Here is a 25,478-nt window from a genome sequence, read left to right on the forward strand (position 1 = left end):
GGGCCGGAATAGGTTATTCTATCCGGCCTTTTTTTATGAAAGGCGCTTTGTATGCCAAGGATTTCCCGTTCCGCACTGGTCATGTATTCCGCTGAACAGATGTATGATCTGGTCAGCGATATTGAGTCGTATGCAGAATTTCTGCCGGGGTGTGCCGGTGGTCGTATTGACCGTCAGGAAGGCGCACAGTTGGAAGCCACCCTGGAAGTTGGCAAGGCCGGATTGCATCATAGCTTTTCCACAAGGAACCAAATGATTCCCGGGAGGTCTATTGAGATGCAACTGCTGGAAGGGCCATTTAAACACTTATCCGGTATCTGGACATTTCAGCCCCTGGCTGAGGATGGCTGCAAGGTCTCCCTTGAGCTGGAGTTTGAGATGAGCAATAAGCTGACTCAGGCAACACTGGGTGGTCTGATTGGCCACATGATGAATGCCATGGTCGATGCCTTTGGCAAAAGAGCGAAGCAGATTTATGGCTAAGATGTTAATGGATGAACCCACTATCCACGTAGAAGTGGCCTATGCAAGAGCCCATGAGCAGAAAATTATCGCACTGAAGGTCAAAGAGGGAACTACAGTTCTGGAAGCGGCCAGGGAATCAGGCATTGTTGATTACTTTCCGGAGATTAATCTGGCCGAGGCGAAACTGGGCATCTTTGGCAAGGCCGTGTTAAAGCCCGCAGAACAGGCACTGAAAGAAGGCGAACGGGTTGAGATTTACCGCCCCTTGATTGCCGACCCGAAAGAGGTTCGCAAACGCAGGGCTGAACAGGCGAAACAGAAGAATTCTGTACAGTAATAACTGAGGATGATGTTCTTCAGGAATGGTATCAGCAGTGATTACTGCTGATTACTACCGGGTACCAGGTCACCTTGAATGGAATGAAGTTGATCGTTTACGAAAAACAGCGTAACCGTCTTCTGCTCACGGCTCTTACCACCGGGCTGCAAGCTGTAGATGTAATCCCAGCGATTGCTGTTAAACGTATCCTCGATCAAAGGCGTACCCATGACATACTGGACCTGGGCTCGGGTCATGCCCGGACGGAGCTGGTCAACCATCTCCCGGGTAATGACATTTCCCTGCTGAATATCAATTTTATAGGCACCGGGGAAACTGATAAGCTTCGAACCACTGTCCGTGGAGCTGGCGCACCCTGTCAGAAGGGTGGCTGAGAAAAGTGCGGCGGCCAGGGCGATCGTGGTTTTTGGCATCGGTTTCAGACTTCCACTATCTTGCTCAAAAATGACTAGCAGCCTGCTCGCAGAGCAAAATGAAAAAGCTGCACGAAAATGTGATAATAGCAGGATTATCTTGCAAAGGGTTAGGGAAACGTGTTGGAAAATCAAGAGTTACGCAAAGCAGGACTAAAAGTCACCCTGCCTCGTGTGAAGATCCTGCAGATCCTTGAAGGTGCCGAAGAGAAGCATATGTCGGCGGAAGATGTCTACAAGGCTCTGCTTGAAGCTGAAGAGGATGTGGGTTTGGCCACCGTCTACCGGGTACTGACCCAGTTTGAGAGTGCCGGTTTAGTGGTTCGCCATAACTTTGATGGCGGTCATTCCGTGTTTGAGCTCGCCCGCGGGGGGCACCATGATCATATGGTTTGCATGGAGAGCGGAGACGTTATCGAGTTTATTGACGAAGAAATCGAGAAACGTCAGTACGCTATTGCTGAAAAGCACGGCTTTGAAATTGTGGATCACAATCTGGTGATCTATGTACGTCCAAAGAAGAAAAAATAAGCAGCATTAAAAAAGAAAAAAACAAGAGTTAACCTCTAACCTGTGAGATCACTTGCCCCCTCTGCTTCTGCCGAGGGGGAATTCATTTTTTCTTCAATAGGTTAGTGAAATTAATCAGAACGGATAGATCAACATTCGTTTCGTAATTGATCCCTTGATTTTTGTGCCAAACCAGATAGTTAAACGTAACTATCCAATCAAAAACTCCGTCAAGAGCAAAACGATGGAACTAACATAATAAAAAAATGTCTATTAAAAGACTTTCAATCAAAAGGAATCAAACAAATGGAAATAAGAGCCAGAATCGGTCAACTTGTCCGCTTACGAGCCGGTGGTCCCGTACTGTGTGTTACGTGCGAATACCCTATGGCTGATGGATCTTATAGCTATACCTGCCAGTGGTTTGAAGATGACAGACTGAGAGATTACACCTTTCCAATCGTAGCCCTTGAACCTGTGGAAGGTGAGTTTGAAGCCAGTATTAAGGGTCAGCCCGGCACCGAAGTGGAAACAGAAGCAAAAGCAGAAGTAGATACAGAAGTGGAAGCAGAAGAGGGCGATAAGGGTAAAAACTATCACTAATACTCATTCATGAATAAACGATGGAACTAATATGATTAAACAATGTCTATTAAAAAAACTATCAAACTTGCATAAGGATTCAAAAATATGGAAATAAGAGCAAAAATCGGTCAACTCGTCCGCCTGAGAGCCGGTGGCCCGGTACTTTGCGTTACCTATGAATACCCGATGGAGGATGGTACTTATAGTTACTGCTGCGAGTGGTTCGAATATGAAAAACTCAGACACTCAACCTTTCCAATCGTAGCCCTTGAGCCCGTGGAAGGTGATTTTGAAATTGATATTGAGGTTCAGCTCGACCCTGAAGCAAAGACAAAGGCTGATGCAGAGACAGAACCAGAATCAGAATCAGAATCAGAATCAGATAATGAAGCAGACAAAAAAGGTGGCAAACCAGGTAAAAATTTTCATTAACTCCGCCACATCCAAACCTGTGAGGTTGCTTTAATTCATTTAAAGCAATCTCACCGGAAGCATTTATACGGCTTGCACCTGAGCCTGAAACAGCATCTCCTGGGCATGACTTAATGTTGGTGCAGTCAGTTCAACACCTCCCAGCATTCGGGCAATTTCGTGTACGCGATGTTCACCATCCAGCTTGAGAATACGGGTGCTAGACGCCTTACGACTGACTTTCTTACTGACGTGCAGATGCTGATGGGCCTGGGATGCTACCTGGGGCTGATGGGTAACACACAGCACCTGCCCTTTTTTACCCACTTCTCTCAACATACTGCCCACAATTTCTGCCGTGCCGCCGCCAATACCCACATCTACCTCATCAAACACCAGCGTTGGCGTTGACGCGGTTTGCGCAATAATTACCTGAATGGCCAGACTGATTCGGGAAAGCTCTCCACCGGAAGCTACTTTGGCCAGGGCGCGCGGAGGTTGCCCCGGGTTGGTGGTCACCAGGAACTCGATGGATTCAAAGCCTTGAGAGGCAACCGTGCGATCAGGAATGTCTGTTAGCTCGACACAGAACTTACCTTTGGGCATACCCAGCAAGGCAATGCGTTCAGACACCTGTTTTTCCAGTTTTCGCGCGGCGGCCCTGCGTCTGGCAGACAGTTTTTCGGCTAACTGATTGTGTTTTTTCTGCTGCTGTTCCAGGGACAGTTCCAGGTCGGCTACCTGTTCATCATGACACTGAACTTTTTCCAGCTCTTCGCTGATCTGTTGTTGTTTCTCCAGCAACGCTTCTGGCTGGATACGGTGTTTGCGGGCCAGATCAAAAATAGCACTGAGCCGGTCTTCGATTTCCCGGGCCCTTTGTGGATCGGCATCAAAGTGATCAATAAAATGATTCAGCTCGCCAACCGCTTCCTCCACCTGAATCTGCGCGGATGACAGCATCTCCAGAGAGTTATTGATGGCGGCATGCTCAAGCTGCAGTTCACTGAGGCGGTGCAGGCAAAAAGAGAGCTGCTGCAGCAAATTATCACCATCATCACTGGTACAAACCCGGGTGATCTGATGGCAGGCCGATAAGGTTGCACCGGCCTGGGATTGCTGGCGATGCTCCTGCTCCAACTGCTCAACCTCCCCGGGCTGAAGGTTTAACTGCTCCAACTCATGCAACTGATAACTCAGCAGTTGAACCCGCTCTTCCCGGTCCTGCTGATCGGACAATAAAGCATGCAATTGCGCAGAGGTCTGGCGGTAATCTGCGGCCATATCCGCTACTTCCCGGGACAGCGCCAGCGAGCCGGAAAACTCATCCAGCAGCTCAGCGTGATTGCTCTTTTTCAACAGTGATTGGTGGGCATGCTGACTGTGAATATCGATTAACAACTCCCCCAGCCCCTTCAACTCGGCCAGTGTGACCGGGATACCATTGATATAGCCCCGGGAGCGACCTTCACGGGTCACCACCCGGCGCAAAATACATTCGTTCGCCGAGGATTCGGAACCGCCAGCATGCTCACTGTCATAATCTCGCTCCTGCAACCACTCTATTGCGGCAGGTATGCGTTGAAGGTCAAAGCAGGCGCGGATATCGGCCCGATCAGCACCATCACGCACACAGTCGCTGCCCGCCCGCCCCCCCAGGGCCAGCCCGAGGGCATCCAGCATAATGGATTTACCGGCACCCGTTTCCCCGGTGATGGCGGTCATCCCGGGATTGATGTCCAAGTTAAGGTGGTCAACGATGGCATAGTTGCTGATGGAAATTTGGTTCAGCATGGCAGCTCTCACGATCCCAATTGCATATCGGGTTACTGTTTATTTATACAGTAAACTTAAAACCCGAATTGGTAAAGCAAATTTCCCCTTGAATAAGCTGCCATGAACCCCATATTAGGCTATCACTTAATATTTACTTTTGCCGGGGCCCTACGGAAGCACTACGGCCCATAACACGAAGACACGTTCCAGCCAGCATTTCAGGCTGGATTGACATCCGGAGAAACGTTGGAATGACTGTAGAAAACACCAAAGCAGAAGATCAGGCCGAGCAACCTGAAGCCAACGAAACTGAAATTTCTGCTGACGCTGAGGCAGCCGTTGACCCGATTCTGGAAGAGGCGGCTGATTCAGAAGATCAAGCCGAAGAGCAGGCCAACGACGATAGCGCCAGACGAATCGAAGAACTCGAAGAGCAGCTAGCCCAGGCTAAAGACCAGGCGCTGCGCGCTCATGCCGAAGCCATGAACACCAAGCGCCGCGCAGAGCAGGACGTTGAAAAAGCCCACAAATTTGCCCTGGAGAAGTTCGTCAACGAACTGATCCCTGTGGTTGAGAGCCTGGAAAAAGGTATTGAAAGCGCAGAACAGGGTGAAGGTCAGCACGAGACCATGCTCGAAGGCATGCGCCTGACCCACAAGCAGCTGCTGGATGCCCTGGCAAAATTCAGTGTTGAGCAGGTTAACCCTGAAGGCCAGCCGTTCGACCCGAACTTCCATCAGGCCATCTCCATGGTGCCCAACCCGGATATGGAACCCAACACCGTGATGAATGTCTTCCAAAAAGGCTACACACTGCACGGTCGTGTTATCCGTCCGGCCATGGTGGTGGTTTCCAAAGCGGCTTAACCAAAGAGGGGCTCCGGGAGGCTGATCGAGAATCTTGCAAGAGCCCCTTGAAAAAGCAAAGACCGCTCCCATATAGCAAACCAAGATCGTGGTAATCACCACCTAAACGCTGTTTCACCAGACTCAACATCGGTTGAAAGCATTGGGCAGCGAACAAAGATTTCAAAGTTTTCCGCCCTGATTATGGGCAATGGAGAGACTCAAAATGAGTAAAGGCAGAATCATTGGTATTGACCTGGGTACCACCAACTCCTGTGTGGCGATCCTGGACGGCGATAAATCCAAAGTCATCGAAAACGCTGAAGGCGCACGTACCACCCCTTCCATCATCGCCTACACCGACGACGGTGAGATTCTGGTAGGCCAGCCAGCCAAGCGCCAGGCGGTTACCAACCCCGACAACACCCTGTTCGCCATCAAGCGTCTGATCGGCCGTCGCTTTAAAGACGACGTCGTTCAAAAAGACATCAAGATGGTTCCGTACAAAATCATCGAAGCGGACAACGGCGATGCATGGGTTGAGGTTAAAAGTGACAAGAAAGCACCGCCTCAGATCTCTGCCGAAATCCTGAAGAAGATGAAGAAAACCGCTGAAGACTATCTGGGCGAGTCAGTAACTGAAGCGGTTATTACCGTTCCTGCCTACTTCAACGATTCCCAGCGTCAGGCTACCAAAGACGCAGGCCGTATCGCGGGTCTGGAGGTCAAGCGGATCATCAACGAGCCAACCGCTGCGGCGCTGGCTTACGGCATGGACAAGAAAAAAGGCGACCAGACCATCGCCGTTTATGACCTGGGTGGCGGTACTTTCGACGTATCCATCATCGAGATCGCTGACGTAGATGGCGAGCACCAGTTTGAAGTACTGGCCACCAACGGTGACACCTTCCTGGGTGGTGAAGACTTCGACCTGCGCCTGATCGAATACCTTGCCGACGAATTCAAAAAAGACCAGGGCATCGACCTGAAAGGCGACCCACTGGCCATGCAGCGTCTGAAAGAAGCCGCTGAGAAAGCCAAGATTGAACTGTCTTCTACTCAGCAGACAGACGTCAACCTGCCTTACATCACTGCCGATGCCACCGGTCCCAAGCACCTGAACGTTAAAGTCAGCCGTGCCAAGCTGGAATCCCTGGTAGAAGACCTGGTTGCCCGTTCTCTGGAGCCATGCCGCATCGCGGTCAAGGACTCTGACCTGGACCTGTCTGACATCGACGAAGTTATCCTGGTGGGTGGTCAGACCCGTATGCCACTGGTTCAGCAGAAAGTGGCCGAGTTCTTTGGTAAAGAGCCTCGCAAGGACGTTAACCCTGACGAAGCGGTGGCCATGGGTGCTTCCATCCAGGCTGCGGTTCTGGCCGGTGACGTCAAAGACGTTCTGCTGCTGGACGTTACTCCGCTGACCCTGGGTATCGAAACCATGGGCGGCGTAATGACGCCACTGATCGAAAAGAACACCACCATCCCGACCAAAAAGTCCCAGGTGTTCTCTACGGCCGACGACAACCAGGGCGCAGTCACCATTCACGTGTTGCAAGGTGAGCGCAAGCAGGCGACTCACAACAAGTCCCTGGGCCGTTTCGACCTGGCAGACATTCCGCCAGCACCTCGCGGCATGCCTCAGATCGAAGTCAGCTTCGACCTGGATGCCAACGGTATTTTGAATGTTTCGGCAAAAGACAAGGCAACTGGCAAAGAACAGTCTATTGTGATCAAGGCATCTTCCGGTCTGTCGGACGAAGAGATCGATCAAATGGTCAAGGATGCTGAAGCCAACGCAGCAGACGACAAGAAGTTCGAAGAGCTGGCGGCGGCCCGTAACCAGGCTGACAGTCTGGCGCACGCAACCCGCAAGACGCTGGAAGAAGCCGGTGACAAGGCCACTGAAGAAGAGAAGGCGGCCATCACCAAGGCGATCGAAGACGTTGAAGCCGCGGTCAAAGGTGACGATAAGGAAGAGATCGAAGCCAAGACCAAGGCACTGTCTGAAGCCTCTGCCGGTCTGGCCCAGAAGATGTATGCTGAAGCTCAGCAGCAGGGCGAAGCCCAGGCTGATGCCGGTGCCGACCAAAAGGCGGATGCAGCTGACGACGCCGTTGACGCTGAATTTGAAGAAGTAAAGGATGACAAGAAGTAAGACCAACTCGATCATCAATGACTGATGATAAGGTCACAACGCGGGATTCATTCCCGCGTTGTCGTATATATCAAAATGATGGCTTTGTCAGACTTGACCATGAATCCAGTTAGCTCTGTGTTTTCATGCTCGACTGGTGAATGCAGGTAGCTCAGGGTTTTTCTGATGTCAAAACGCGACTACTACGAAGTGCTGGGTGTAGAAAGGAGCGCTTCAGACAAGGACATAAAAAAGGCCTATCGTCGTATGGCCATGAAATATCACCCCGACCGTAACCCGGGTGATAAAGCAGCGGAAGATAGCTTCAAGGAAATCAACGAAGCCTTTGAAATTCTTTCCGACAGCGAGAAAAAAGCGGCCTACGATCAGTACGGCCACGCCGGTGTCGACCCGAACATGGGTGGCATGGGCGGTGCTGGCGGTTTTGCCGGTGGTAATTTCGGCGATATTTTCGGCGATGTCTTTGGTGACATTTTCGGTGCTGGCGGTGGTCGCAGCCGCAGTTCCGTCCAGCGTGGTGCCGATCTCCGCTATCAACTGGAACTCAGCCTTGAAGAAGCCGTTCGCGGCGTTAGCAAGAAAATCCGTATTCCGACACTGGTGAGCTGTAACGGGTGTGATGGCTCCGGTGCGAAAAAAGGCACTCAGCCTGTCAGCTGTACCACCTGTGGCGGTATTGGTCAGGTGCGTATGCAGCAGGGCTTTTTCTCTGTGCAGCAAACCTGCCCTGACTGTCGCGGCACAGGCAAGATGATTAAGGACCCCTGTAACGTCTGTCACGGTGAAGGCCGCGTTCAGGAATACAAGACCCTCTCCGTCAAGATTCCTCCCGGTGTTGATACCGGCGACCGTATCCGTCTGGCCGGTGAAGGCGAAGCGGGTGTCAATGGTGGACCAGCCGGAGACCTGTACGTTCAGGTCAGTGTTGCTGATCATCCGATCTTCCAGCGTGACGGCAAACACCTCTACTGTGAAGTACCCATCACATTTGTCGATGCCGCACTGGGCGGTGAACTGGAAGTCCCCACCCTGGAAGGCCGGGTGAAGCTGAAGATTCCAGCGGAAACCCAGACGGGTAAACTGTTCCGTCTGCGTGGCAAGGGTGTTGTCCCGGTCCGTGGTGGCAGTGCCGGAGATCTGATGTGCCGGGTTGTGGTTGAGACTCCAGTGAAACTGACGGAGCGTCAGAAAGAGTTGCTCAAGGAGCTGGATGACACCTTCAAAAAAGAAGGTGCCGGTCACCAGTCGCCTAAAAAGCAATCCTTCTTTGATGGCGTCAAGAAGTTCTTTGACGATATGACTTCCTGATCCCCCCCTCAAAAGGCCTCTGTTATCAGGGGCTTCCATTAAATGGTTGCGTTACTGCTGTTTTTGCGGTGATTTTTAGCATTGTCTTACTGTTTTTTTTCGGACATGAGCACCGGTGGTTCTCTTCTTGAGCTTTGCAGCGCAGGCAATCAGGGCATCAACGGCTGCCTGCTGACGTTGCTGGGTTGCATATTTGAGGGGCGTAAACCCGTCTTTGGTTCGAGCTCTGACGTCTGCTCCTTCGGCAATCAGAGCACAAATGGCCTCCAGCTGGCCTTTCCCGGCTGCATAGTGGAGGGGCGTAGCCCCGTTTTTGGTTCGAGCGTCGACGTACGCACCTTTGGCAATCAGAGCATAAATGGCTTTCTGCTGGCCTTTCTCGGCTGCATAGTGGAGGGGCGTATAATTATTTATATTCCCGGCATTAATATCAGTACCTTTGGCCACCAATTTGTCGACGAGCTCCCAATCACAGGCCGCAGCGGCACACGCAAGCACTGTTGAACCTAAATTATTACATGGTGCATTAACATCAAATCCAGCATTAACAAAACTCTTGATCATTGGGACATTTATCTTTTTATTGTCGCTGGCCCTTTTTAGGGGCGTAACCCCGTCTTTGGTTTGAGCGCTGACGTCTGCACCTTTGTCAATCAGAGCATCAATGGCTTCCTGATGGCCTTGAGCGGCTGCACAGTGGAGGGGCGTAAACCCGTTTTTGGTTCGAGCATCGACGTCCGCACCTTTGTCAATCAGAGCAACAATGGCTTCCTGCTGGCCTTGAGCGGCTGCATAGTGGAGGGGTGTAAACCCGTTTTTGGTTCGAGCATCGACGTCCGCTTTTCTGGCAATCAGTTCATAAATGGCATCCGGCTGGCCTTTCTCGGCTGCAAAGTGGAGGGGCGTATATTTAGTCTTTATATTCCTGGGGGCGTTAATATCAGCACCTTTGGCCATCAATTCGTCGACGAACCCCCAATCACAAGCCTCAGCGGCACACACAAGCATTGTTGAACCTAAATAATTACACGGTGCATTAACATCAAATCCAGCATTAGCAAAACTCTTGATCATTGAGAGACTTAACTTTTTATTGTCGCTGGCCCTTTTTAGGGCCGTATCTCCTTCCTCGGTTCGAGCGTTGACGTTGGCACCGTTGGCAATCAGAGCATCAATTGCTTGCTGCTGGCCTTGAGCGGCTGCAAAGTGGAGGGGCGTCCTCCCGTCAGTGGTTTGAGCGTTGACGTCCGCACCTCTGGTAATCAGAGCATTAATGGCTTCCTGCTGGCCTTGCTCGGCTGCAAAGTGGAGGGGCGTATATTTAGTCTTTATATTTCTGGGGGCATTAATATCAGCACCTTTGGCCTTCAATTTGTCGACGAACTCCCAATCACAAGCCTCAGCGGCACACGCAAGCATTGTTGAACCAAAATGATTACATGGTGCATTAACATCAAATCCAGCATTAGCAAAACTTTTGATCATTGAGATACTTAACTTTTTATTTTCACTGGCCTTTTTTAGGGCCGTATCTCCTTTCTCGGTTCGAGCGTTGACGTTCGCACCTCTGGTAATCAGAGCATCAATGGCTTCCTGCTGGCCTTGAGCGGCTGCAAAGTGGAGGGGCGTATATTTAGTCTTTATATTCCTGGGGGCGTTAATATCAGCACCTTTGGCCATCAATTCGTCGACGAGCCGCCAATCACAAGCCTCAGCGGCATACCCAAGCATTGTTGAACCTGAATGATTACATGGTGCATTAACATCAAACCCAGCATTAGCAAAACTCTTGATCATTGAGATACTTAACTTTTTATTGTCGCTGGCCCTTTTTAGGGCCGTATCTCCTTCCTCGGTTCGAGCGTTGACGTTGGCACCTCTGGCAATAAGGGCATCAATGGCTTTCCGCTGGCCGTTCTCGGCTGCACAGTGGAGGGGCGTCCTCCCGTCTGTGGTTCGAGAGTTGACGTCCGCACCTGCGGTAATCAGGGCATCAATGGCTTCCAGCCGACCTGTCTCGGCTGCACAGTGGAGGGGCGTCCTCCCGTCTTTGGTTCGAGCGTTGACGTCCGCACCTGCGGCAATAAGGGCATGAATGGCTTCCTGCCGGCCTGTCTCGGCTGCACAGTGGAGGGGCGTCCTTCCGTCTTTGGTTCGAGAGTTGACGTCAGCACCTCTGGCAATCTAGAGTCCCAATGGCTTCCAGCTGGCCTTGAGCGGCTGCACAGTGGAGGGGCGTCCTCCCGTCTTTGGTTCGAGAGTTGACGTTCGCACCTCTGTCAATCAGAGCACCAATGGCTTTCTGCTGGCCGTGAGCAGCTGCATAGTGGAGAGGTAAACCCGTATCGGTAATAATACAAATATTACGACGACACAATGGGCAAGTTGGATTTTTACTTGTCTTCAGCCATTTCTTAATACACGATGTATGATAATAATGATTGCAAATATTGACAGAAACTCTCCGGGAGCCGGTTATTTCGTCCAGGCAAACAGAACACTGCTTCACAACGTCGGCGTGTAAGGGTACAGGAGAAATGCGTTGAATAAGGTTATAACGTATGCCTGATAAGATACTCATTCCATTTAGACCTTCCTTGACGCAAAAAGTTCTATAAATTCCAAACTATTGCTTATTCCACTCATAAGAAAGGAAGAATAAAAGGTGTTTCTTGCCGCTGATAGTTGGCTCAGGTTTTATCTTCAACAGAGCAAGTGGCAGGGTTTGATGGTCAGGAAGATTCCTTAAGAACTATAGCGACCCACTGCCTTGGGAAGTTAAAGACAGAACCGCTGTGGTGAGCGTTACAGAAAAGACGCAGCTTGACTGCGTCAGGTGTGAGATCATGAGATGAGCACAAACAAGCTGATACGTCTCGAAATGCGGTTCGATGGCATCAAAAATGGAAGTTTGTGCTGCTCCATGATGAGTTCAGTGGATAACCAGTTATTGCCTGAGCGGTGTCTGGGACGCAGAAGTCAGATCTTCTTCAGGCCGATTTGCACTGTCCAGCATCTTGCGAATAACAAAAGAAAACACCTGGGCAATAATCACCATCGCCACGGCGGCTGCTGTCAGCATGGCAAAGTAGTCACCGTAAACACCCTGAACAAACTGCTGGGTGATTTCCTGTCCTTTTTCCATGGCAATACTGCCGGAGATCACCGCACCGATGATGCCAGACAGAGCCATGGCAATGTAGAACAGGGACACGGAGAAACCCTCAATCTTCTTGGGTGTTACTGAAAGAATAAAGGCAACCACCAGAGAACCTACAATCACTTCACCAAAGGCCAGGAAACCGTGGATCACCAGGAATACATCCGGGCTGATAATAACATCGGTACCAATGCCTTTAACCGCCATGGTCAGAATACCAAATGCAATAGTCACCAGTACGAAAGAGATGGATACTTTGCTGGCAGTAGACAGGTTAATACCACGCTTCTCAAGAGCCGTGAAACTCGCGGCAATGGCCGGACCTGCAACAATACACCACAGAGGGTTCATCGCCATGGATGCCTCTGGAGCCAGAGGGATAAAGCCAAGCAGCTCACCACGCATGGTATTGATAGTCACCATGGTCATGGAAGTCATCATCTGGCCGTAGTACACAAAGAATGCAGTCGCCAGAAATGCCATGATCAGGATGGTACCCATTTTCAGAGCATCCGACCGACTGGCTTTGAACATCAGGGAGATGAAATACAACAGTGCGGTACCACCAATGGCGTAGACAACGTACTTGCCGGTATCCATGTCGGAGAACATGAAGAACACCATACCGAGCATGATAACAGACAGCGCCAGGAAGATAGCAATGTTCATAGAGCTCAATGGCTGCTTGTCGATATCTTCACCAATCTCGACCAGTGGCTTGTGGAAAATAACCAGCATGGTAACCGCCAGAGCCGCCATGATAGAAGAGAGCGCAAAACCACCTTTAAAGCCAATAACCAGCACCAGCATTGGGTACAGATATTGACCCAGCAGGGCACCTATATTGTTAACCGAGTAGTTAATCGGGTAGCAGTTTTCAAAGTCTTCCTGAGATTTGAACGTACGCTTATAAAGGCTTGGGTAAGAAGGAGACATCAGGCCCCGGGCATAACTGGCCAGAGCAATCCCCAGCAGAGCCATTGGAGCATTGGTGATGGAAGCACCAAATGCCAGCAGCGCGTAACCTGCTGCGAATGCCATGTAAGCCAGCGTCAGTGAGCGTTTGGCTCCCAGAAATTTGTCAGCAATGAAGCCACCGGCAATGGCGAACAGAGGGCCGATGGAAGAGAAGGCACCAACGATCATCATGGTGTCTGCTTCACTGTATTGCAGCTCTTCCAGGAAGAAACGGGTCAAAATGACCATTACGCCATAAAAAGATAAGCCAAACATCATTTGGCAGAACATCATCGACTTGTTCAGTTTATTCCACATAGAAACTCTCTTTATAATGTGTGCATTCAGACGAGGGGAGCGACCTTCCCATTCTCAATTACTCCAACAACGTTGCACTGAATTACCAACACACAAAATAATTTTCTATGCCCTTTCGTAGTATTAGAGTTTCTAACAATCAAAAGCATAAGAAGTACAAGAAAAACCCACTAAAAGTGTGAAAAACCACACTTATAAACCAAAAAACGAAATCGATTTCACAAAATAAAGGTAAATACCAGCAATTGAAGGGACGCAGGACTAAAGCTGGTCTATGGCTGGCAAGCATTGCACAAAGGATTTGTCTCGGAATAATTTCCTCTTTTTGCCACGGAGACACGGAGTCACGGAGAAAAGAAAAAAATCTTTTCCTCTGTGCCTTCGTGTCTCTGTGGCAAGGTTTTTTCTTGACAGGGTCACATCGGACATGTGGAAGTTATTTCGGGACAGTTCCTTAAATGGATAGATGCTTATTGTCTACTGTAAGAAGCTGAACAGCACCCACCCACTTCAGCTTTGTACCCCCAGGCTTTCGACATATTCATCATAAATCTTCTGCACATCTTCTGACCTGATAACCACCAGATCCTCGCTATCCATCATTTTTTTGATTCTGGTGTTTTCCAACATTTCAGCATTGTCTTTCTGTTTGGCGACAAACTCAGAGATGTATTGATCACGGTAGTACTTACCTGGGAAAAAGAACTTATCATAGTTGAGTAGCAGATTTTTAACGTCAACCGTGCTTGTTGGTTTAACCACATGGAACGGTCTGAAACTGAGATTCTCTCTTCCGGCCAGACCAATGCTCATGGGTGCCTTCAAAGATTGGGCACGCTTGTAAAGATAGTGTGCAAAACGGGTTTGAGTCTCTTCCGGCTGGTTGCGGGTATCGATAAAGCCATTGGTCATCAGGAAGAGAGGCTTACCCACCTGGGACTGGCTTGAGGTCACTTTTCTGTAGGCAGGGATCCCATGGAGAAGACGACTGATATCGGGTATTCCATCTTCTGGCTGATCAGTCCACTGCTCAATTTTGGCAGAAGCGCCCAACAACGTTTCAAAGGTTTCCGAGCACCCGGTGGGCAGGGTGTCTTCATCTATCTCCGTCACCATCTCGTTGATCTGTTGGGTATAACGCCTCGAGAAAGAGAAAGGGAGTTCATTGTTCTTCCAGAGATCATACCAGTTTTCAATATTCTGGTTGGCAAGCATTCCCAACGATGGGACATTTGCTTCGATCCAGCGCCACTGTTTGAGATTTAGAAAGAGATTAAATGAATAGTCTACTCTGGGTTTAAACCACTTTTTTTGGACAATAAAAGCAGCCAAAACAGAACACCATCCGATATTAGTCACTTTTTTTTCAATGCAGTGCTTCAAGTGCTTAGTCAGTACCGATTCAAGGAAACCCCACATTTTCTTCGGAGGATGGTAGCGAGACGGTGCATCAAGTTGATGTTGAGCATATTCAATATGTTCCACAACCTGCCTGCAGTCATCTGAACCCGACTCAGCCATTTGATTCAAACCAGCCAATAATGACTCTTCCACCTGCCTTTGTTCTTCAACGAAGGAGCTGTCATATTGTTTGCAGGTTGACAAGCGTTCACATCCCTGACTAAAGCCTTCCAGATTGGCTTTTTTGAAATGCCCTACTACCCCGGGGGCTAAAGCAGTAAGGGAGTACTGGTCAGTCTCCCGCTCTGCGAAATCATGAACATCAATTTTTGGAAAGTAAGGATTGTGGCCATGAATATCCTCTTCCGAATAAGCACCGCCCAAATCATAGGTTTCCCAATCATGGCCATTCCAGACTTCTGCCCAGACATGGATCTCACTTTTAACAATACGGCAGGTGATACCAAAATATTGCATAATAAATTTGAAAACAGGTGCACGGTGCCTGCAAGCGCCAACAGCCTCTGAGAGCAGAATCTGTGCCAAATCATCTTTGATCTTAAGGTGACTTTGATTGTCAAACTGACGACAATATTCCGCTGCTGCGGCAATGCGCCCCTGATCATCCGTTGCGTTGATAATATCCAGTACCAACTGCTGCTTAGCGGTCAGCATTATGGGGGCTTGTGCAGCTGCCCGCACCGTATTGAACAGGACATCAACGCGATGCCTGACCGGTTCCGGACAACGGTTGCCCTGTGGAGAGATCAGGTCATCACGCTGATTACGATCATGGGGTTTGAACAGTTCTGCCGGGAGGCAACAGCATTTGTTTTTTTTCTGAGTCGCTACTGGTTGAGTATCATGCACTTTACTGACATTGGCTTTTTCAAGCAGACCAGCGTCACCGCATTTTTTGCTCAGTTTATAGTGGACATGAATACTGCAGTTGATGATTAAACCTGAAAACCGAATCCAGTGCTGGCCAGTATAGTTATCCAGGAATACCTGGTGAGCCCGCACCGGCTCCGTTCGAAGTTCAGTTATCTCCTCCCTGGGTTGCCTGCCGGGCAGAGGAAACAATTTATGGCCTGGTCCGACCTTGATTGTGTGACACCCATAAGATTCCCACGGATACAGTTGAACCGTAGTATTTGGAGCCATTGCCTCAGGAAAGACCCTGATTAAATCGCTCTTTCCGGGTGTCCAATCCTTCGTGTAAATATCGCCTTCACCGGTCACTTGATAACGAATGACATCTAACCGATATTTCATGATGTCCTCACCGTAGAATGTTCTTTCCCTCCATACAGGCTCGGATTGAGACCCGCAACATCCAATGACCGTTCTGGTTTCTATGGATTGGTAGCCATTCCCACCATCTCTCCAACCCACACGTTGCCGGGGCTGCTCTCTAACAGGAGACGTCACATTACCGTCAAGTTTCTTGCCAGTTGTTCGACGCAAGTAAGGCAAACACCGTGCAATGGCAAGAGCGGGAAGACAGCAAACCACCGCAACCGGCAGACAGGCAGGCTTCAGATAAGCCTCCCAGACTGAAACTGGCCTGTCGATGTCCACTTGCAGGTCACCGCCCAATAAGCGTTCCCAGATCTCTCTTTCTGAAAAAATGTGTCGGAACCCATCCAGGTACCTCAGAGCATCCATGTGCCCGGCTGAAACCTGCAACTCGGCAGGACCCGCCTTCCAGCCGCTGAGCTTAAATACCTCCGAAGGTAGAACGTCGCTGTCTTTTATGCGTGCACGAAACCACTGTCGCTGCTGCATAACATAGAGCGCCTTGCTTTGATTATCACCACCGACTCCCAGATCATCTGGCAGATCGGTCTCGTGCCGCCATAACCACTGGGCAGTCCGCTTGATAATTTCTGCCCTGGCATCGCTATCCGACAGCTTCTCATCAATAACGAGTTCCCGTGTCTGCGTGACACCAAAACCACCGGATGTTGAGCGTTGGATAAATAATGGCCTGTCCAGGTCGGGAATGGTTTGAAAAAGCCAGCGGCATAACCCGTGATCGTAACGATGACCATCTACCGTTGCTGGTTGCTCTGGCATTGAATCCCGAAGGAAACCAGCAACCTCCTCTTTGGCGATTTTTCCGGCTGCCATATAGAGGAAGTAATGCTGACAGAATAATGCCGTTAAATCCGATTGTGCCGTGACTGCTGCCGCGAGCTTTTGCAGATCACGGCAAACCGGGAACAGGGCCTGCCCGGATTTTTTTAACCGTTGGTAAACGTAACAATGCAGGGCGGCAATACGCTCAGCGGTTTGATCCGGGTTTTCCGGGGGTAATAATTGCCGGGCAATCCTGCGCAGCTCCTGCTCATTGTAATCATCGATTCTGATAATCCGGAAACGATCATTAAGTGCCGGTGAAAATGCGCTGCGCCCGCTGTATTCCGGTGGGTTGGTGGTGGCAAAAAGGTGGAAGCCGGGTGTGCAAGGCTCGGTCAGTACATCATTGAGTTCACCTTCAAGGTCGGCACTGCTGATCATGTTCAACTCTGAAACCACCAGAACCGTCCCTTCCTGCTGGGCTTCCCTGATGGCTTGCTTCAGTTCAGCCCAGTCACAGTCTCCGGCATTGAAGTAACGGACATTGGTGGGCCTGCCCGTCTCACCACTGGCATCCCACATATCCAGCAGCAACTTCAAGGTTGCGTCCTTGCCTCTGCCGGCCGGGCCTTCAACCAGTGTCGCCCTGCGCCCTGAATGGCGAACGCCACTTTCATGCTCAAGACGGAGGCGATCAAGATCCTGGGCCAGCGTCTGCATTAATGATTTAACGGACTGTGATGATGTATCAAATTCAGGTTTTGCCCGGTTAACATAGCGACAGAATGTGTCGTAAAGCTGATCAAGACGCAGGTCGTATCCTGTCACAGTGGCTGGCAGTTTGTGGGCCTCATAGCGGTGCTCAAACCACAGCTTTAAAATCTGGTAAGACGCCTGAGTCTGATTATTCAGTGAGTGAGCGATGACACTGTCAAACCCGTTCCAGACCATATCATCGAGCTGGGTTTGCGTGACACGCCTGCCGCTGTAATGGAGCTGACAGGCGATCCAGCCACAGACGTCGGTGAGATCCCGGGGGCTGAAGACCCGGTCCGGCAGCAGCAGTTTCAGTTGCTTTTGCAGCTCCATCACCGTGTCGGCAGTCTGCCGGGCCGCAGTGTCATCCAGCCCTTTTAAAGAGGCCCCATAAAATAGCCTGTTCAGTGTCGGCAAGACCACCTGTTCTTTCAGGAACTCAGGGCTTAAAGCGGGATAGTGAACCCTTATACCCCGATCCTGCAGGACCGTTTGCTCACTGCGGCCGGAGTAGGCACCGGGATTACAGGTGAACACAACCCGGTGTTGAGGTGAAATGTCCACTCTTTCGGAACCACAGAATATATGGGGATTGGCCGACCAGATACCGGCCAGCACGTTATCCAGAAGATTAGCGGCAAGATTCGCTTCATCCACCACCAGGGTCACCATCTCACCGGGTTCGGGCTCTGTTCTGGCCCATTTCAGGATAATTCCCGCCTGCTCTGTCATCTCACGGTCATCACCCTGAGGTTGCCAGACCCACCGTTTGAGGAGATGGCTCTCTTCTGCGCTGGGGCCAATGGTCAGGGTAAACGTAGGGCCTGACAATTTTGCTGCCTGATGGGCGAGATAGCTTTTGCCCGTACCGGTGGTGCCCTCAAGGGTGATCAATTTATTACCACGGATTCGTCGTTTGAGTCGAGCCAGCCTCCTGAGCCCCCTGCTGTACTGGGATATGCGTTTTGAAAGTATTTGCTCCAGCACCGACGGATCATCATCACTAATATTAATAAATTGCCGTTCCAGCAGGCTGCGGATCAAATTCCGCTGCTGGTTTTCGGAGGCATTTTGCTGGATTCTCAGAATCCGGGTGGAGAGGTTCTCCAGTCGCGTCTGAACCGGAATACTCTGTTGCTTCCGAAAATCCCAGCCGGCGTACAGGGCATTGTTCAGAATCCGGGTAATGACGGATGAGCGGCAGGTCGCCTCAGGCAGTGTATTCAAGAGTTCATCATCACACCCAAGTCTTTTTTTCAACGTCCGCTGGTAAACTCTGGGGGCGTGGCGACATAGCAGCGCGATCAGTGTTTTCCTGTGGCCAGGCTGGTTATAATCAAGCGCCATTGGCTCAGGGTGTGAGAAAAATCCCTCGCCGAACAGTTCAACCAGCTCCCATCCGTTGCTGGTAATATAGGCACTGTTGATCAGGTGACCATCCCCAAGAACCGCAGTCAGCTTATCAATATCCACCCAATAGCCATTCGGGTCGGGCCATATTTGTCGGGTAATTGACTTTGCGAACGCTCTGACTTGTTTTTCTTTTCTGGCGACATGTGTCACCAATGTTGCAACGGCTTTGCGATAGTGGACAGGAAGCGCTTCGGTGCCGCCCTCCTCCGCGACGATGGCATTGGCTTCATTCAGTACCGATTGCACCATGGCATCCGACAACGCTGGCCAATTAATAGTGGCAAACCTTTCCGGCAGCGTCCTTAAAGCACTGTGCAGTTTTTTCAGCCCCTCTTTCAGCTTGTGCCAGGCTTGGGAGTGTTCAGGAGCCGGCGGAGTCACGGCCACTTCCCGGGCAATTGCACTGTGCCATACCGGCGATTCCGTCCTGACACCTTCAGGCCATACCAGGTAAATTCTGGAATCCGCCGGTATCTGCTCTTTACTGCCATTGACAAAGAAGTGGCCCGGTTTCAACAGCAGGGTTTCCAGTTCAAGCTGCAACCTGGGGTTTTGCTCCAGGCCACACAAGATAACCGGTTTATTTGACTGCAAAGCCTTCATCAAGCCGGACCAGCGGAATCCGTATTGGTATCTGGCTTCAGAGGCTATGTGTGGGTTATTAACCAGCTGTGTCAGGGTCGTTTCAGGATTGACACGGACAATCTCAGCCTCCGGGTGTCTGTTGAACAGATCATTCACCAGTGCTTCGTGATCCTCACTGCGCTGGATCCGGATCATTGGCTCAAATGCGTCACCCGCCAATTGTGGCGAACTGTCAGGCCTGGCAGGAAAAAAAGACTCTGGTTGTCTGGTTTCGAGCAATGTCAGCGGAACTTTCGTTTCTTTTGCTTCCATCAGCGTTGTGAGCCGATGAAGTAATTGTGTCCACTGCGCCTCCTCCAATGACGAGGTCACCACTATTGACCCTCCTGCCTGAATGGCTTCTTTCAGAGGATGGTGTTCGCAACTCTCTCCTTTGTCGTTAATCCCCACTGTGCTCAGCCAGCTTTTAACATTAGCGGAATTGATGGTGATGAGCGGACCGTCAGGGATATTGGCTAGCAGCCTGATACTGCCAAGGAGCCGGGACCTGTCTTCCCCCCCGGATTGTCTGACCCGGAAGAACATCTCTTCAGGCAGTGACAGTTTTTCTCCCTGTGCTTCGATTTCCCTGGTGATTTTTATATTCCGCAGCGCCTGGGTAAATGCCGGATCCCCTTCGGGGGCATCGGTTATCCACAGTTTTTTAGGTGCCTCTCTCTCAATGGCTCCCGCCTCCCAGCCGAATCCATGATCGGCCTTAACACCGTAGCTCCCGAGCAGTGTTTGCCGCCAGGGAACACTGCCGTGACACAAATTAATGGAGAACTTTTCATGTTCATGGGCCGGGTTATTGTCATCCGGGGCGCAGGGAGAGATATCAAGAATAGAGCGGTGTGCTTCAGGAACGCTGGTGAGGGATGCCAGCTTTTTCTGATAATCCCAGGTATTGTCTACCCGGTTTATGCGCCGACAGGTATCGGCACCCAATGAAAAGGTATTACCGGTATGAAGCTGCTTTTTTTGCACCAGGACCAGTATCTCAACATGACTGCCTAATCTGATTTTATTTAATGCAGGGCTTTCCGGGTCAAGCAGGTCATTGAGTGCCACGGTATCGCTGGGGTGCATCTTCTGTAAATCAACCACCAGCTTGATCGGGCGACTGTTGTCAAATAACTTGCCGGGTGAACGCTGGCATTTGCCACCACCTTCCAGATGAATACGCTGGCGCAGGTTGTCCCTGGACAAATCTTCAAAACTTTGAATCAGGTGAATCTCAGCACCGGCCTCACCATTTTGTGCACGTTGATACTCAAAGGTAGACAGCCTGTCCAACAGTGCATCTACGTCATCATCAGGTGGCATGATGACACAGTCAAACTTCACCGGGTTGGCGGTATCCGCTCTCTTTTTTTCCGTTGCGGCAATATCAAAGCTATGAATTGGTCGTCTTTCACGGCCCGGGCCACTGGAAGAAGTATCATCTTCCGGTGACATCTGAAGAAATGGAGTGTATTCATCAAATAACTCGTCACTTGATGATGAATTGCCAACAGCCGGAGGACTGGAGGGGAAGATACCTCCAAGGAATAAACCGGAAATTCTTTCGAAAACATTCATATCCGCAAGTCTTCTCCAGTCAGAAGCTGGCCAAATGATCCATACAATTCATTTTGACCACAATTTAGCAAGAATGTTCCGTATCTTTACACGTTACTTCGACCCGACGTTAGTCACGGCGGATACTGCGATAGCCGTTATGGCGGTGGTGGCTTTGGTTGCGACGGCGGTGATGGTGGTGGGTGCGGTGATGAGTGAGTAAATCCCGCAAATTTCAACACTTACAGATCGTGGTACCTTAATGTATGCAGATGTAGCACCCTGTAGCGGGCAACCGGAAATCCGATTCAATGTAATATTCGGAAATTTCTATCGCCAAAGATTAAATTCTCAGGCTAGAATAGCATTCCCTTGATTACCTTTGGAGCCATGCGTGGTTACGCTTGTTGCGTATGTTGTCATCGCTATTGCGGTGTCCTTCGTTTGTTCGGTGTTTGAAGCCGTCCTACTCAGTATCTCCCCGGCCTATGTGGTTAGCCTTGAGCAGAAAAACAGCAAATGGGCAAAGATTGTCCGTGAGCTGCACGATCATATTGACCGCCCTCTGGCCGCTATCCTTACCCTGAATACCATTGCTCATACCATTGGTGCGGCAAGTGCGGGTGCCCAGGCGGCGAAAGTCTTTGGTGATGCCGCTGTTGGAGTTTTTTCCGCCGTGCTGACCTTACTGATCCTGGTATTGTCTGAAATTATTCCAAAAACCATTGGTGCGTCCTGGTGGCAATCCCTGGTTCCGGTCATGGCCGTTGGTGTGCGCTTTATGGTTAAGCTGCTACTGCCCATTATCTGGATCACCGAGTTACTGACCAGCAAGCTGAGTCCGAAGGACAAAACCAACCCTTATCTGCGTGATGAAATTCAGGCGATGGCTGACCTTGGCTTTCAGGTGGGTGCACTGCAGGGTGTCGAGTCTGAGCTGATGAAAAACATGCTGAAGTTTCGTGATCTCCAGATTGTGGAAATCATGACGCCTCGCTCAGTGCTGTTTTCATTACCGGAATCTACGACCACTGACGCTTATATGAAGGAGTTCACCGGTTCCAGCTTCTCGCGTATTCCTGTGTACGGTGAAGACCCGGATGATATCAACGGCTTTGTCATGAGAAATGACATTCTGCTTTCCCATCTTCGGGAAGGCGGCAGTACCAGACTGGAAAGCCTGAAACGTCCGATTATTGCCGTGCTGGAAAAGGAGCCACTGCCAAAACTGATGGCAACGTTCCTGGAAAAACGCAGCCATATCGCCATGGTGGTCACCGAATATGGCGATATCCGTGGTATCGTGACACTGGAAGATATGATTGAAACACTGCTTGGCCGCGAAATCGTCGATGAAAGTGACGAAGTGGTGGATATGCAGCTGGCAGCAAAAACCAAGTGGGCGCATCGCCTGACGGCAACCGCTTCCTGACAGCCTTCTTCCATAAATCGGGCAGTTCATAATTTATGAAATACCTGAAACTGATCATGCTGTCGGTGGGCTTGAGCGGGTGTGATCAGTTTTTTCCTGAAACACCGGATTTATCCCGTTCGCCCATGACCGTCTTGCTGGAAGACCAGATCCAGCCACGTTATACCAGCCTGGTTTCTGAGGCATCGAACCTGAGAAACCTTGCCTCGGAATTCTGCCTTAATCCGGATAACAAAAATTTCGGGCTCTTGCAGCAACAGTGGCGTACGACCATGTTAAGCTGGCAGTCAGCGGAAGCGGTTAGCCAACTGATGCTGGAAGAGAATATGGAAGGCTGGCGTTTTCAGTTCTGGCCAGATAAGAAAAACCTGACCGGCCGCAAGGTTGAAGCACGGCTCAAAAGTGCAGCCCCTGTGCCATTACGGTCAGACAGCGTTATTCTCCAGGGGCTTTCCGCTTCCGAATACCTGCTCTTCGATTCCCGGGCCAATGATGCCCTGGCCTTGAAAAAAACCGAGTATTGCCAGTTTCTGATGGAAAACACGGAAGCACTGTTTGCCAACAGCATGGAGTTGCAGCAGAACTGGGAAAAGTCCGGTAACTATTCCCTCAAGTTGATGGCAATGGAGCGAGGCCAACATGCCCTGGGCCTGGATGGCTGGGTGCTGAACAGCCTGGATGCCCAGACTTCACGGCTGAAACAAGAGCTGGCCCTGCCCCTGGGGAAACATCGCACCAACCTTTTTCTGGCGGAATCCTGGCGCAGCCAGCAGTCGCTGGAAAATATCCGGACGGTGCTTGCAACCGCTGATTCGCTGGTCACCCTGGCCATTGAACAATCCGTTAATCCGGAACAGGCGGCGTTGTGGCAAGGCATTGTTCAGGTGCTGGACCGTGTCTTATCAGCCATGCAACACCTGCCTTATGATTTCACCACCGCGATTGAACAGGGAAGGATTGAAGAGCTTTATCAGCTGAAAGAGCACATTAACGCACTTAGCCAGCAGATTGTCACAACGGCGGGCAGGCTTCAGGTGCCTTTGGGTTTTAATTCGAGTGATGGGGATTAGTACATTATTTCAATGCGTTGATGTGTCCAATCTCCGTTCACCCTGAGCGGAATCGAAGGGTGATTGGCACAGTCTTTATTCAGGGCATGGAGCTTACGCCCTTCGACTCCGCTCAGGACGAACGGAGTTTGGGCGTCATTGATAGAGAAAACCCATCAAATACATTGGAACCGTGTAACCGTGCATTATTTCAATGTGTTTGATGTGTCCAATCTCCGTTCACCCTGAGCGGAGTCGAAGGGTGATTGGCACAGTCTTTATTCAGGGCATGGAGCTTACGCCCTTCGACTCCGCTCAGGACGAACGGAGTTTGGGCGTCATTGATCGAGAAAACCCATCAAATACTTTGGAACCGTGTAACCGTGCATTATTTCAATGTGTTTGATGTGTACAATCTCCGTTCACCCTGAGCGGAGTCGAAGGGTGGTTGGCACAGTCTTTATTCAGGGCATGGAGCTTACGCCCTTCGACTCCGCTCAGGACGAACGGAGTTTGGGCGTCATTGATAGAGAAAACCCATCAAATACATTGGAATTGTGTAACCGTGCATTATTTCAATGTGTTTGATATGTACAATCTCCGTTCACCCTGAGCGGAGTCGAAGGGTGATTGGCACAGTCTTTATCCAGGGCATGGAGCTTACGCCCTTCGACTCCGCTCAGGACGAACGGAGTTTGGGCGTCATTGATCGAGAGAACCCATCAAATACATTGGAACCGCGTAACCGTGCATTATTTCAATGCGTTTGATGGGTACAATCTCCGTTCACCCTGAGCGGAGTCGAAGGGTGGTTGGCTCAGTCTTTATTCAGGGCATGGAGCTTACGCCCTTCGACTCCGCTCAGGACGAACGGAGTTTGGGCGTCATTGATAGAGAGAACCCATCAAATACATTGGAACCGTGTAACCGTGCATTATTTCCATGCGTTTGATGTGTACAATCTCCGTTCATCCTGAGCGGAGTCGAAGGGTGATTGGCACAGTCTTTATTCAGGGCATGGAGCTTACGCCCTTCGACTCCGCTCAGGACGAACGGACTTTGGGCGTCATTGATAGAGAGTGAAGTGGTTTAATGACTTAGGACACCTCGTTAAGCACAATAGTACCATTGATGACGAGGTAGAAAGTGACAAAGCAGCGTAAGAATTATTCTCCGGAATTTAAGCGTAAAGCCATTGCTATGGTAGTTGAACAGGGGCAGGCTGCTACAGAAGTGGCCAGAAGTCTTGGTATCCATGATGGTAACCTAAGACGCTGGGTACGTGAGCAGAATGAAAAAAAGGAAATGTCTTTTCCTGGCAAAGGGCAGCAAGCTCTGACGCCTGATCAACAGCGAATAAAAGAGCTGGAAGCTGAAAATCGCCAGTTGAAAATGGAGCAGGAAATCCTAAAAAAGGCGACGGCCTTCTTCGCGAAAGAACTGTTGTAAGGTTTGCATTCATACAACAGGAGAAGGTGGTCTATCCGGTGCAGGTACTCTGCAAAGTGATGCAAGTGGGGCGCAGTGGCTTTTACCGCTGGCAGAAACAACAGACTCAGCAGGAGAACTCCAGGGCTGAACAGTTCCGCCTGGAGGCTGATGCGCAGCAGATTTTTGTCGACTCTGATCGCTCATATGGCAGCCGAAGAATGGCAAAAGCACTGCGAAGCAAGGGTTACAGCATAGGTCGCCATCAGGCAACAACACTGATGAAACGGTTGGGGCTGGTCGTGAAGTATGCGAAAAAATTCAAGGTGACGACGAATAGCAGGCACAAGTTTCCAGTTGCAGAAAATCTCCTGAACAGGGAGTTTGCAGTCACGAAGGCGAATAAGGTCTATACGACAGATATTACTTATTTATGGACTCGCGAGGGATGGTTGTATCTGGCAGTGGTTATGGACCTCTATTCAAG

General features: G+C 50.3%; 19 protein-coding genes. 13 read left to right on the forward strand and 6 right to left on the reverse strand.

Translation table 11 applies throughout. The features are described from left to right. Positions 1-51: 51 nt before the first annotated feature. Positions 52-483 carry a type II toxin-antitoxin system RatA family toxin gene (locus ACO6VE_RS11645; RefSeq protein ID WP_269675517.1) on the forward strand — a complete coding sequence of 144 codons (432 nt, stop codon included), beginning with the start codon at positions 52-54 and terminating at the stop codon, positions 481-483. Further along, positions 476-802: an RnfH family protein gene (locus tag ACO6VE_RS11650; protein WP_422461400.1), complete on the forward strand. Its 327-nt coding sequence runs from the start codon at positions 476-478 to the stop codon at positions 800-802. Before ACO6VE_RS11645 ends, ACO6VE_RS11650 begins: the two co-directional genes overlap by 8 nt. A 41-nt stretch (positions 803-843) precedes the next feature. Here ACO6VE_RS11650 and ACO6VE_RS11655 read toward each other — a convergent pair whose 3' ends face one another. Beyond that, positions 844-1,218 carry an outer membrane protein assembly factor BamE gene (locus ACO6VE_RS11655; protein WP_101745082.1) on the reverse strand — a complete coding sequence of 125 codons (375 nt, stop codon included), beginning with the start codon at positions 1,216-1,218 and terminating at the stop codon, positions 844-846. Positions 1,219-1,338: 120 nt separating this feature from the next. Here ACO6VE_RS11655 and fur point away from each other — a divergent pair, with 120 nt between their 5' ends. The 3 genes from fur (at position 1,339) to ACO6VE_RS11670 (ending at position 2,745) form a co-directional block, all read left to right on the forward strand. Next, positions 1,339-1,749: a ferric iron uptake transcriptional regulator gene (gene fur, locus ACO6VE_RS11660; protein ID WP_101745083.1), complete on the forward strand. Its 411-nt coding sequence runs from the start codon at positions 1,339-1,341 to the stop codon at positions 1,747-1,749. A gap of 285 nt (positions 1,750-2,034) precedes the next feature. Further along, a complete protein-coding gene (locus tag ACO6VE_RS11665) occupies positions 2,035-2,331 on the forward strand; it encodes a DUF2158 domain-containing protein (RefSeq protein ID WP_422461402.1) in 297 nt (98 codons plus the stop codon). An 87-nt stretch (positions 2,332-2,418) separates the two neighbouring features. Further along, complete coding sequence (locus ACO6VE_RS11670) at positions 2,419-2,745, forward strand: DUF2158 domain-containing protein (RefSeq protein ID WP_422461404.1); 327 nt, start codon at positions 2,419-2,421, stop codon at positions 2,743-2,745. 63 nt (positions 2,746-2,808) lie between these two features. On the opposite strand, the gene recN is transcribed toward ACO6VE_RS11670, so the two are convergent. Beyond that, on the reverse strand, positions 2,809-4,518 hold the full coding sequence (gene recN, locus ACO6VE_RS11675) for a DNA repair protein RecN (protein ID WP_422461405.1): 1,710 nt from the start codon (positions 4,516-4,518) through the stop codon (positions 2,809-2,811). 233 nt (positions 4,519-4,751) lie between these two features. Between recN and grpE the strand changes: the two genes are divergently transcribed. The 3 genes from grpE to dnaJ all read left to right on the forward strand — a co-directional run bounded on the left by grpE (position 4,752) and on the right by dnaJ (position 8,811). After that, on the forward strand, positions 4,752-5,366 hold the full coding sequence (gene grpE, locus ACO6VE_RS11680) for a nucleotide exchange factor GrpE (RefSeq protein WP_422450084.1): 615 nt from the start codon (positions 4,752-4,754) through the stop codon (positions 5,364-5,366). 205 nt (positions 5,367-5,571) lie between these two features. After that, positions 5,572-7,503: a molecular chaperone DnaK gene (gene dnaK / locus ACO6VE_RS11685; protein ID WP_422450083.1), complete on the forward strand. Its 1,932-nt coding sequence runs from the start codon at positions 5,572-5,574 to the stop codon at positions 7,501-7,503. Between the two features lie 165 nt (positions 7,504-7,668). After that, entirely contained in the window at positions 7,669-8,811 is a 1,143-nt protein-coding gene (dnaJ, locus tag ACO6VE_RS11690) for a molecular chaperone DnaJ (RefSeq protein WP_422461407.1), read from the forward strand. Positions 8,812-8,886: 75 nt separating this feature from the next. Here dnaJ and ACO6VE_RS11695 read toward each other — a convergent pair whose 3' ends face one another. The 4 genes from ACO6VE_RS11695 to ACO6VE_RS11710 form a co-directional block, all read right to left on the reverse strand. Next, on the reverse strand, positions 8,887-10,995 hold the full coding sequence (locus ACO6VE_RS11695; protein WP_422461419.1) for an ankyrin repeat domain-containing protein: 2,109 nt from the start codon (positions 10,993-10,995) through the stop codon (positions 8,887-8,889). Then, the gene (locus ACO6VE_RS11700; RefSeq protein ID WP_422461409.1) at positions 10,979-11,392 is read right to left on the reverse strand and encodes an RING finger domain-containing protein; all 414 of its coding nucleotides are present in this window, start codon (positions 11,390-11,392) and stop codon (positions 10,979-10,981) included. Before ACO6VE_RS11700 ends, ACO6VE_RS11695 begins: the two co-directional genes overlap by 17 nt. A 366-nt stretch (positions 11,393-11,758) precedes the next feature. After that, positions 11,759-13,246 carry a peptide MFS transporter gene (locus ACO6VE_RS11705; protein WP_422461411.1) on the reverse strand — a complete coding sequence of 496 codons (1,488 nt, stop codon included), beginning with the start codon at positions 13,244-13,246 and terminating at the stop codon, positions 11,759-11,761. Positions 13,247-13,756: 510 nt separating this feature from the next. After that, positions 13,757-21,103 carry a hypothetical protein gene (locus ACO6VE_RS11710; RefSeq protein WP_422450079.1) on the reverse strand — a complete coding sequence of 2,449 codons (7,347 nt, stop codon included), beginning with the start codon at positions 21,101-21,103 and terminating at the stop codon, positions 13,757-13,759. Between the two features lie 34 nt (positions 21,104-21,137). On the opposite strand from ACO6VE_RS11710, the gene ACO6VE_RS11715 reads away from it, so the two are divergent. The 5 genes from ACO6VE_RS11715 to ACO6VE_RS11735 all read left to right on the forward strand — a co-directional run. Next, positions 21,138-21,305, forward strand: a complete 168-nt coding sequence (locus ACO6VE_RS11715) for a hypothetical protein (RefSeq protein WP_422461413.1) — start codon at positions 21,138-21,140, stop codon at positions 21,303-21,305. Positions 21,306-21,476: 171 nt separating this feature from the next. Beyond that, positions 21,477-22,514, forward strand: a complete 1,038-nt coding sequence (locus tag ACO6VE_RS11720; RefSeq protein ID WP_422450078.1) for a CNNM domain-containing protein — start codon at positions 21,477-21,479, stop codon at positions 22,512-22,514. 35 nt (positions 22,515-22,549) lie between these two features. After that, entirely contained in the window at positions 22,550-23,584 is a 1,035-nt protein-coding gene (locus ACO6VE_RS11725) for an imelysin family protein (protein ID WP_422461415.1), read from the forward strand. 1,125 nt (positions 23,585-24,709) lie between these two features. Continuing rightward, the gene (locus ACO6VE_RS11730) at positions 24,710-25,012 is read left to right on the forward strand and encodes a transposase (protein ID WP_163372995.1); all 303 of its coding nucleotides are present in this window, start codon (positions 24,710-24,712) and stop codon (positions 25,010-25,012) included. Between the two features lie 11 nt (positions 25,013-25,023). After that, a partial coding sequence (locus ACO6VE_RS11735) for an IS3 family transposase (RefSeq protein ID WP_422461421.1) occupies positions 25,024-25,478 on the forward strand: 455 nt, incomplete at its 3' end.

The sequence above is a fragment of the Endozoicomonas sp. ALB115 genome (assembly GCF_049310245.1).
Lineage (GTDB): Bacteria > Pseudomonadota > Gammaproteobacteria > Pseudomonadales > Endozoicomonadaceae > Endozoicomonas.

Bases quoted from the DNA above. Each gene is read 5' to 3' on its own strand.
- ACO6VE_RS11655 (WP_101745082.1), bottom strand. From the start codon at position 1,218: ATGCCAAAAACCACGATCGCCCTGGCCGCCGCACTTTTCTCAGCCACC.
- ACO6VE_RS11645 (WP_269675517.1), top strand. From the start codon at position 52: ATGCCAAGGATTTCCCGTTCCGCACTGGTCATGTATTCCGCTGAACAG.
- ACO6VE_RS11725 (WP_422461415.1), top strand. From the start codon at position 22,550: ATGAAATACCTGAAACTGATCATGCTGTCGGTGGGCTTGAGCGGGTGT.
- dnaJ (WP_422461407.1), top strand. From the start codon at position 7,669: ATGTCAAAACGCGACTACTACGAAGTGCTGGGTGTAGAAAGGAGCGCT.
- ACO6VE_RS11670 (WP_422461404.1), top strand. From the start codon at position 2,419: ATGGAAATAAGAGCAAAAATCGGTCAACTCGTCCGCCTGAGAGCCGGT.
- ACO6VE_RS11700 (WP_422461409.1), bottom strand. From the start codon at position 11,392: ATGAGTATCTTATCAGGCATACGTTATAACCTTATTCAACGCATTTCT.
- recN (WP_422461405.1), bottom strand. From the start codon at position 4,518: ATGCTGAACCAAATTTCCATCAGCAACTATGCCATCGTTGACCACCTT.
- ACO6VE_RS11665 (WP_422461402.1), top strand. From the start codon at position 2,035: ATGGAAATAAGAGCCAGAATCGGTCAACTTGTCCGCTTACGAGCCGGT.
- ACO6VE_RS11715 (WP_422461413.1), top strand. From the start codon at position 21,138: ATGATCCATACAATTCATTTTGACCACAATTTAGCAAGAATGTTCCGT.
- ACO6VE_RS11710 (WP_422450079.1), bottom strand. From the start codon at position 21,103: ATGAATGTTTTCGAAAGAATTTCCGGTTTATTCCTTGGAGGTATCTTC.
- ACO6VE_RS11650 (WP_422461400.1), top strand. From the start codon at position 476: ATGGCTAAGATGTTAATGGATGAACCCACTATCCACGTAGAAGTGGCC.
- grpE (WP_422450084.1), top strand. From the start codon at position 4,752: ATGACTGTAGAAAACACCAAAGCAGAAGATCAGGCCGAGCAACCTGAA.
- dnaK (WP_422450083.1), top strand. From the start codon at position 5,572: ATGAGTAAAGGCAGAATCATTGGTATTGACCTGGGTACCACCAACTCC.
- ACO6VE_RS11705 (WP_422461411.1), bottom strand. From the start codon at position 13,246: ATGTGGAATAAACTGAACAAGTCGATGATGTTCTGCCAAATGATGTTT.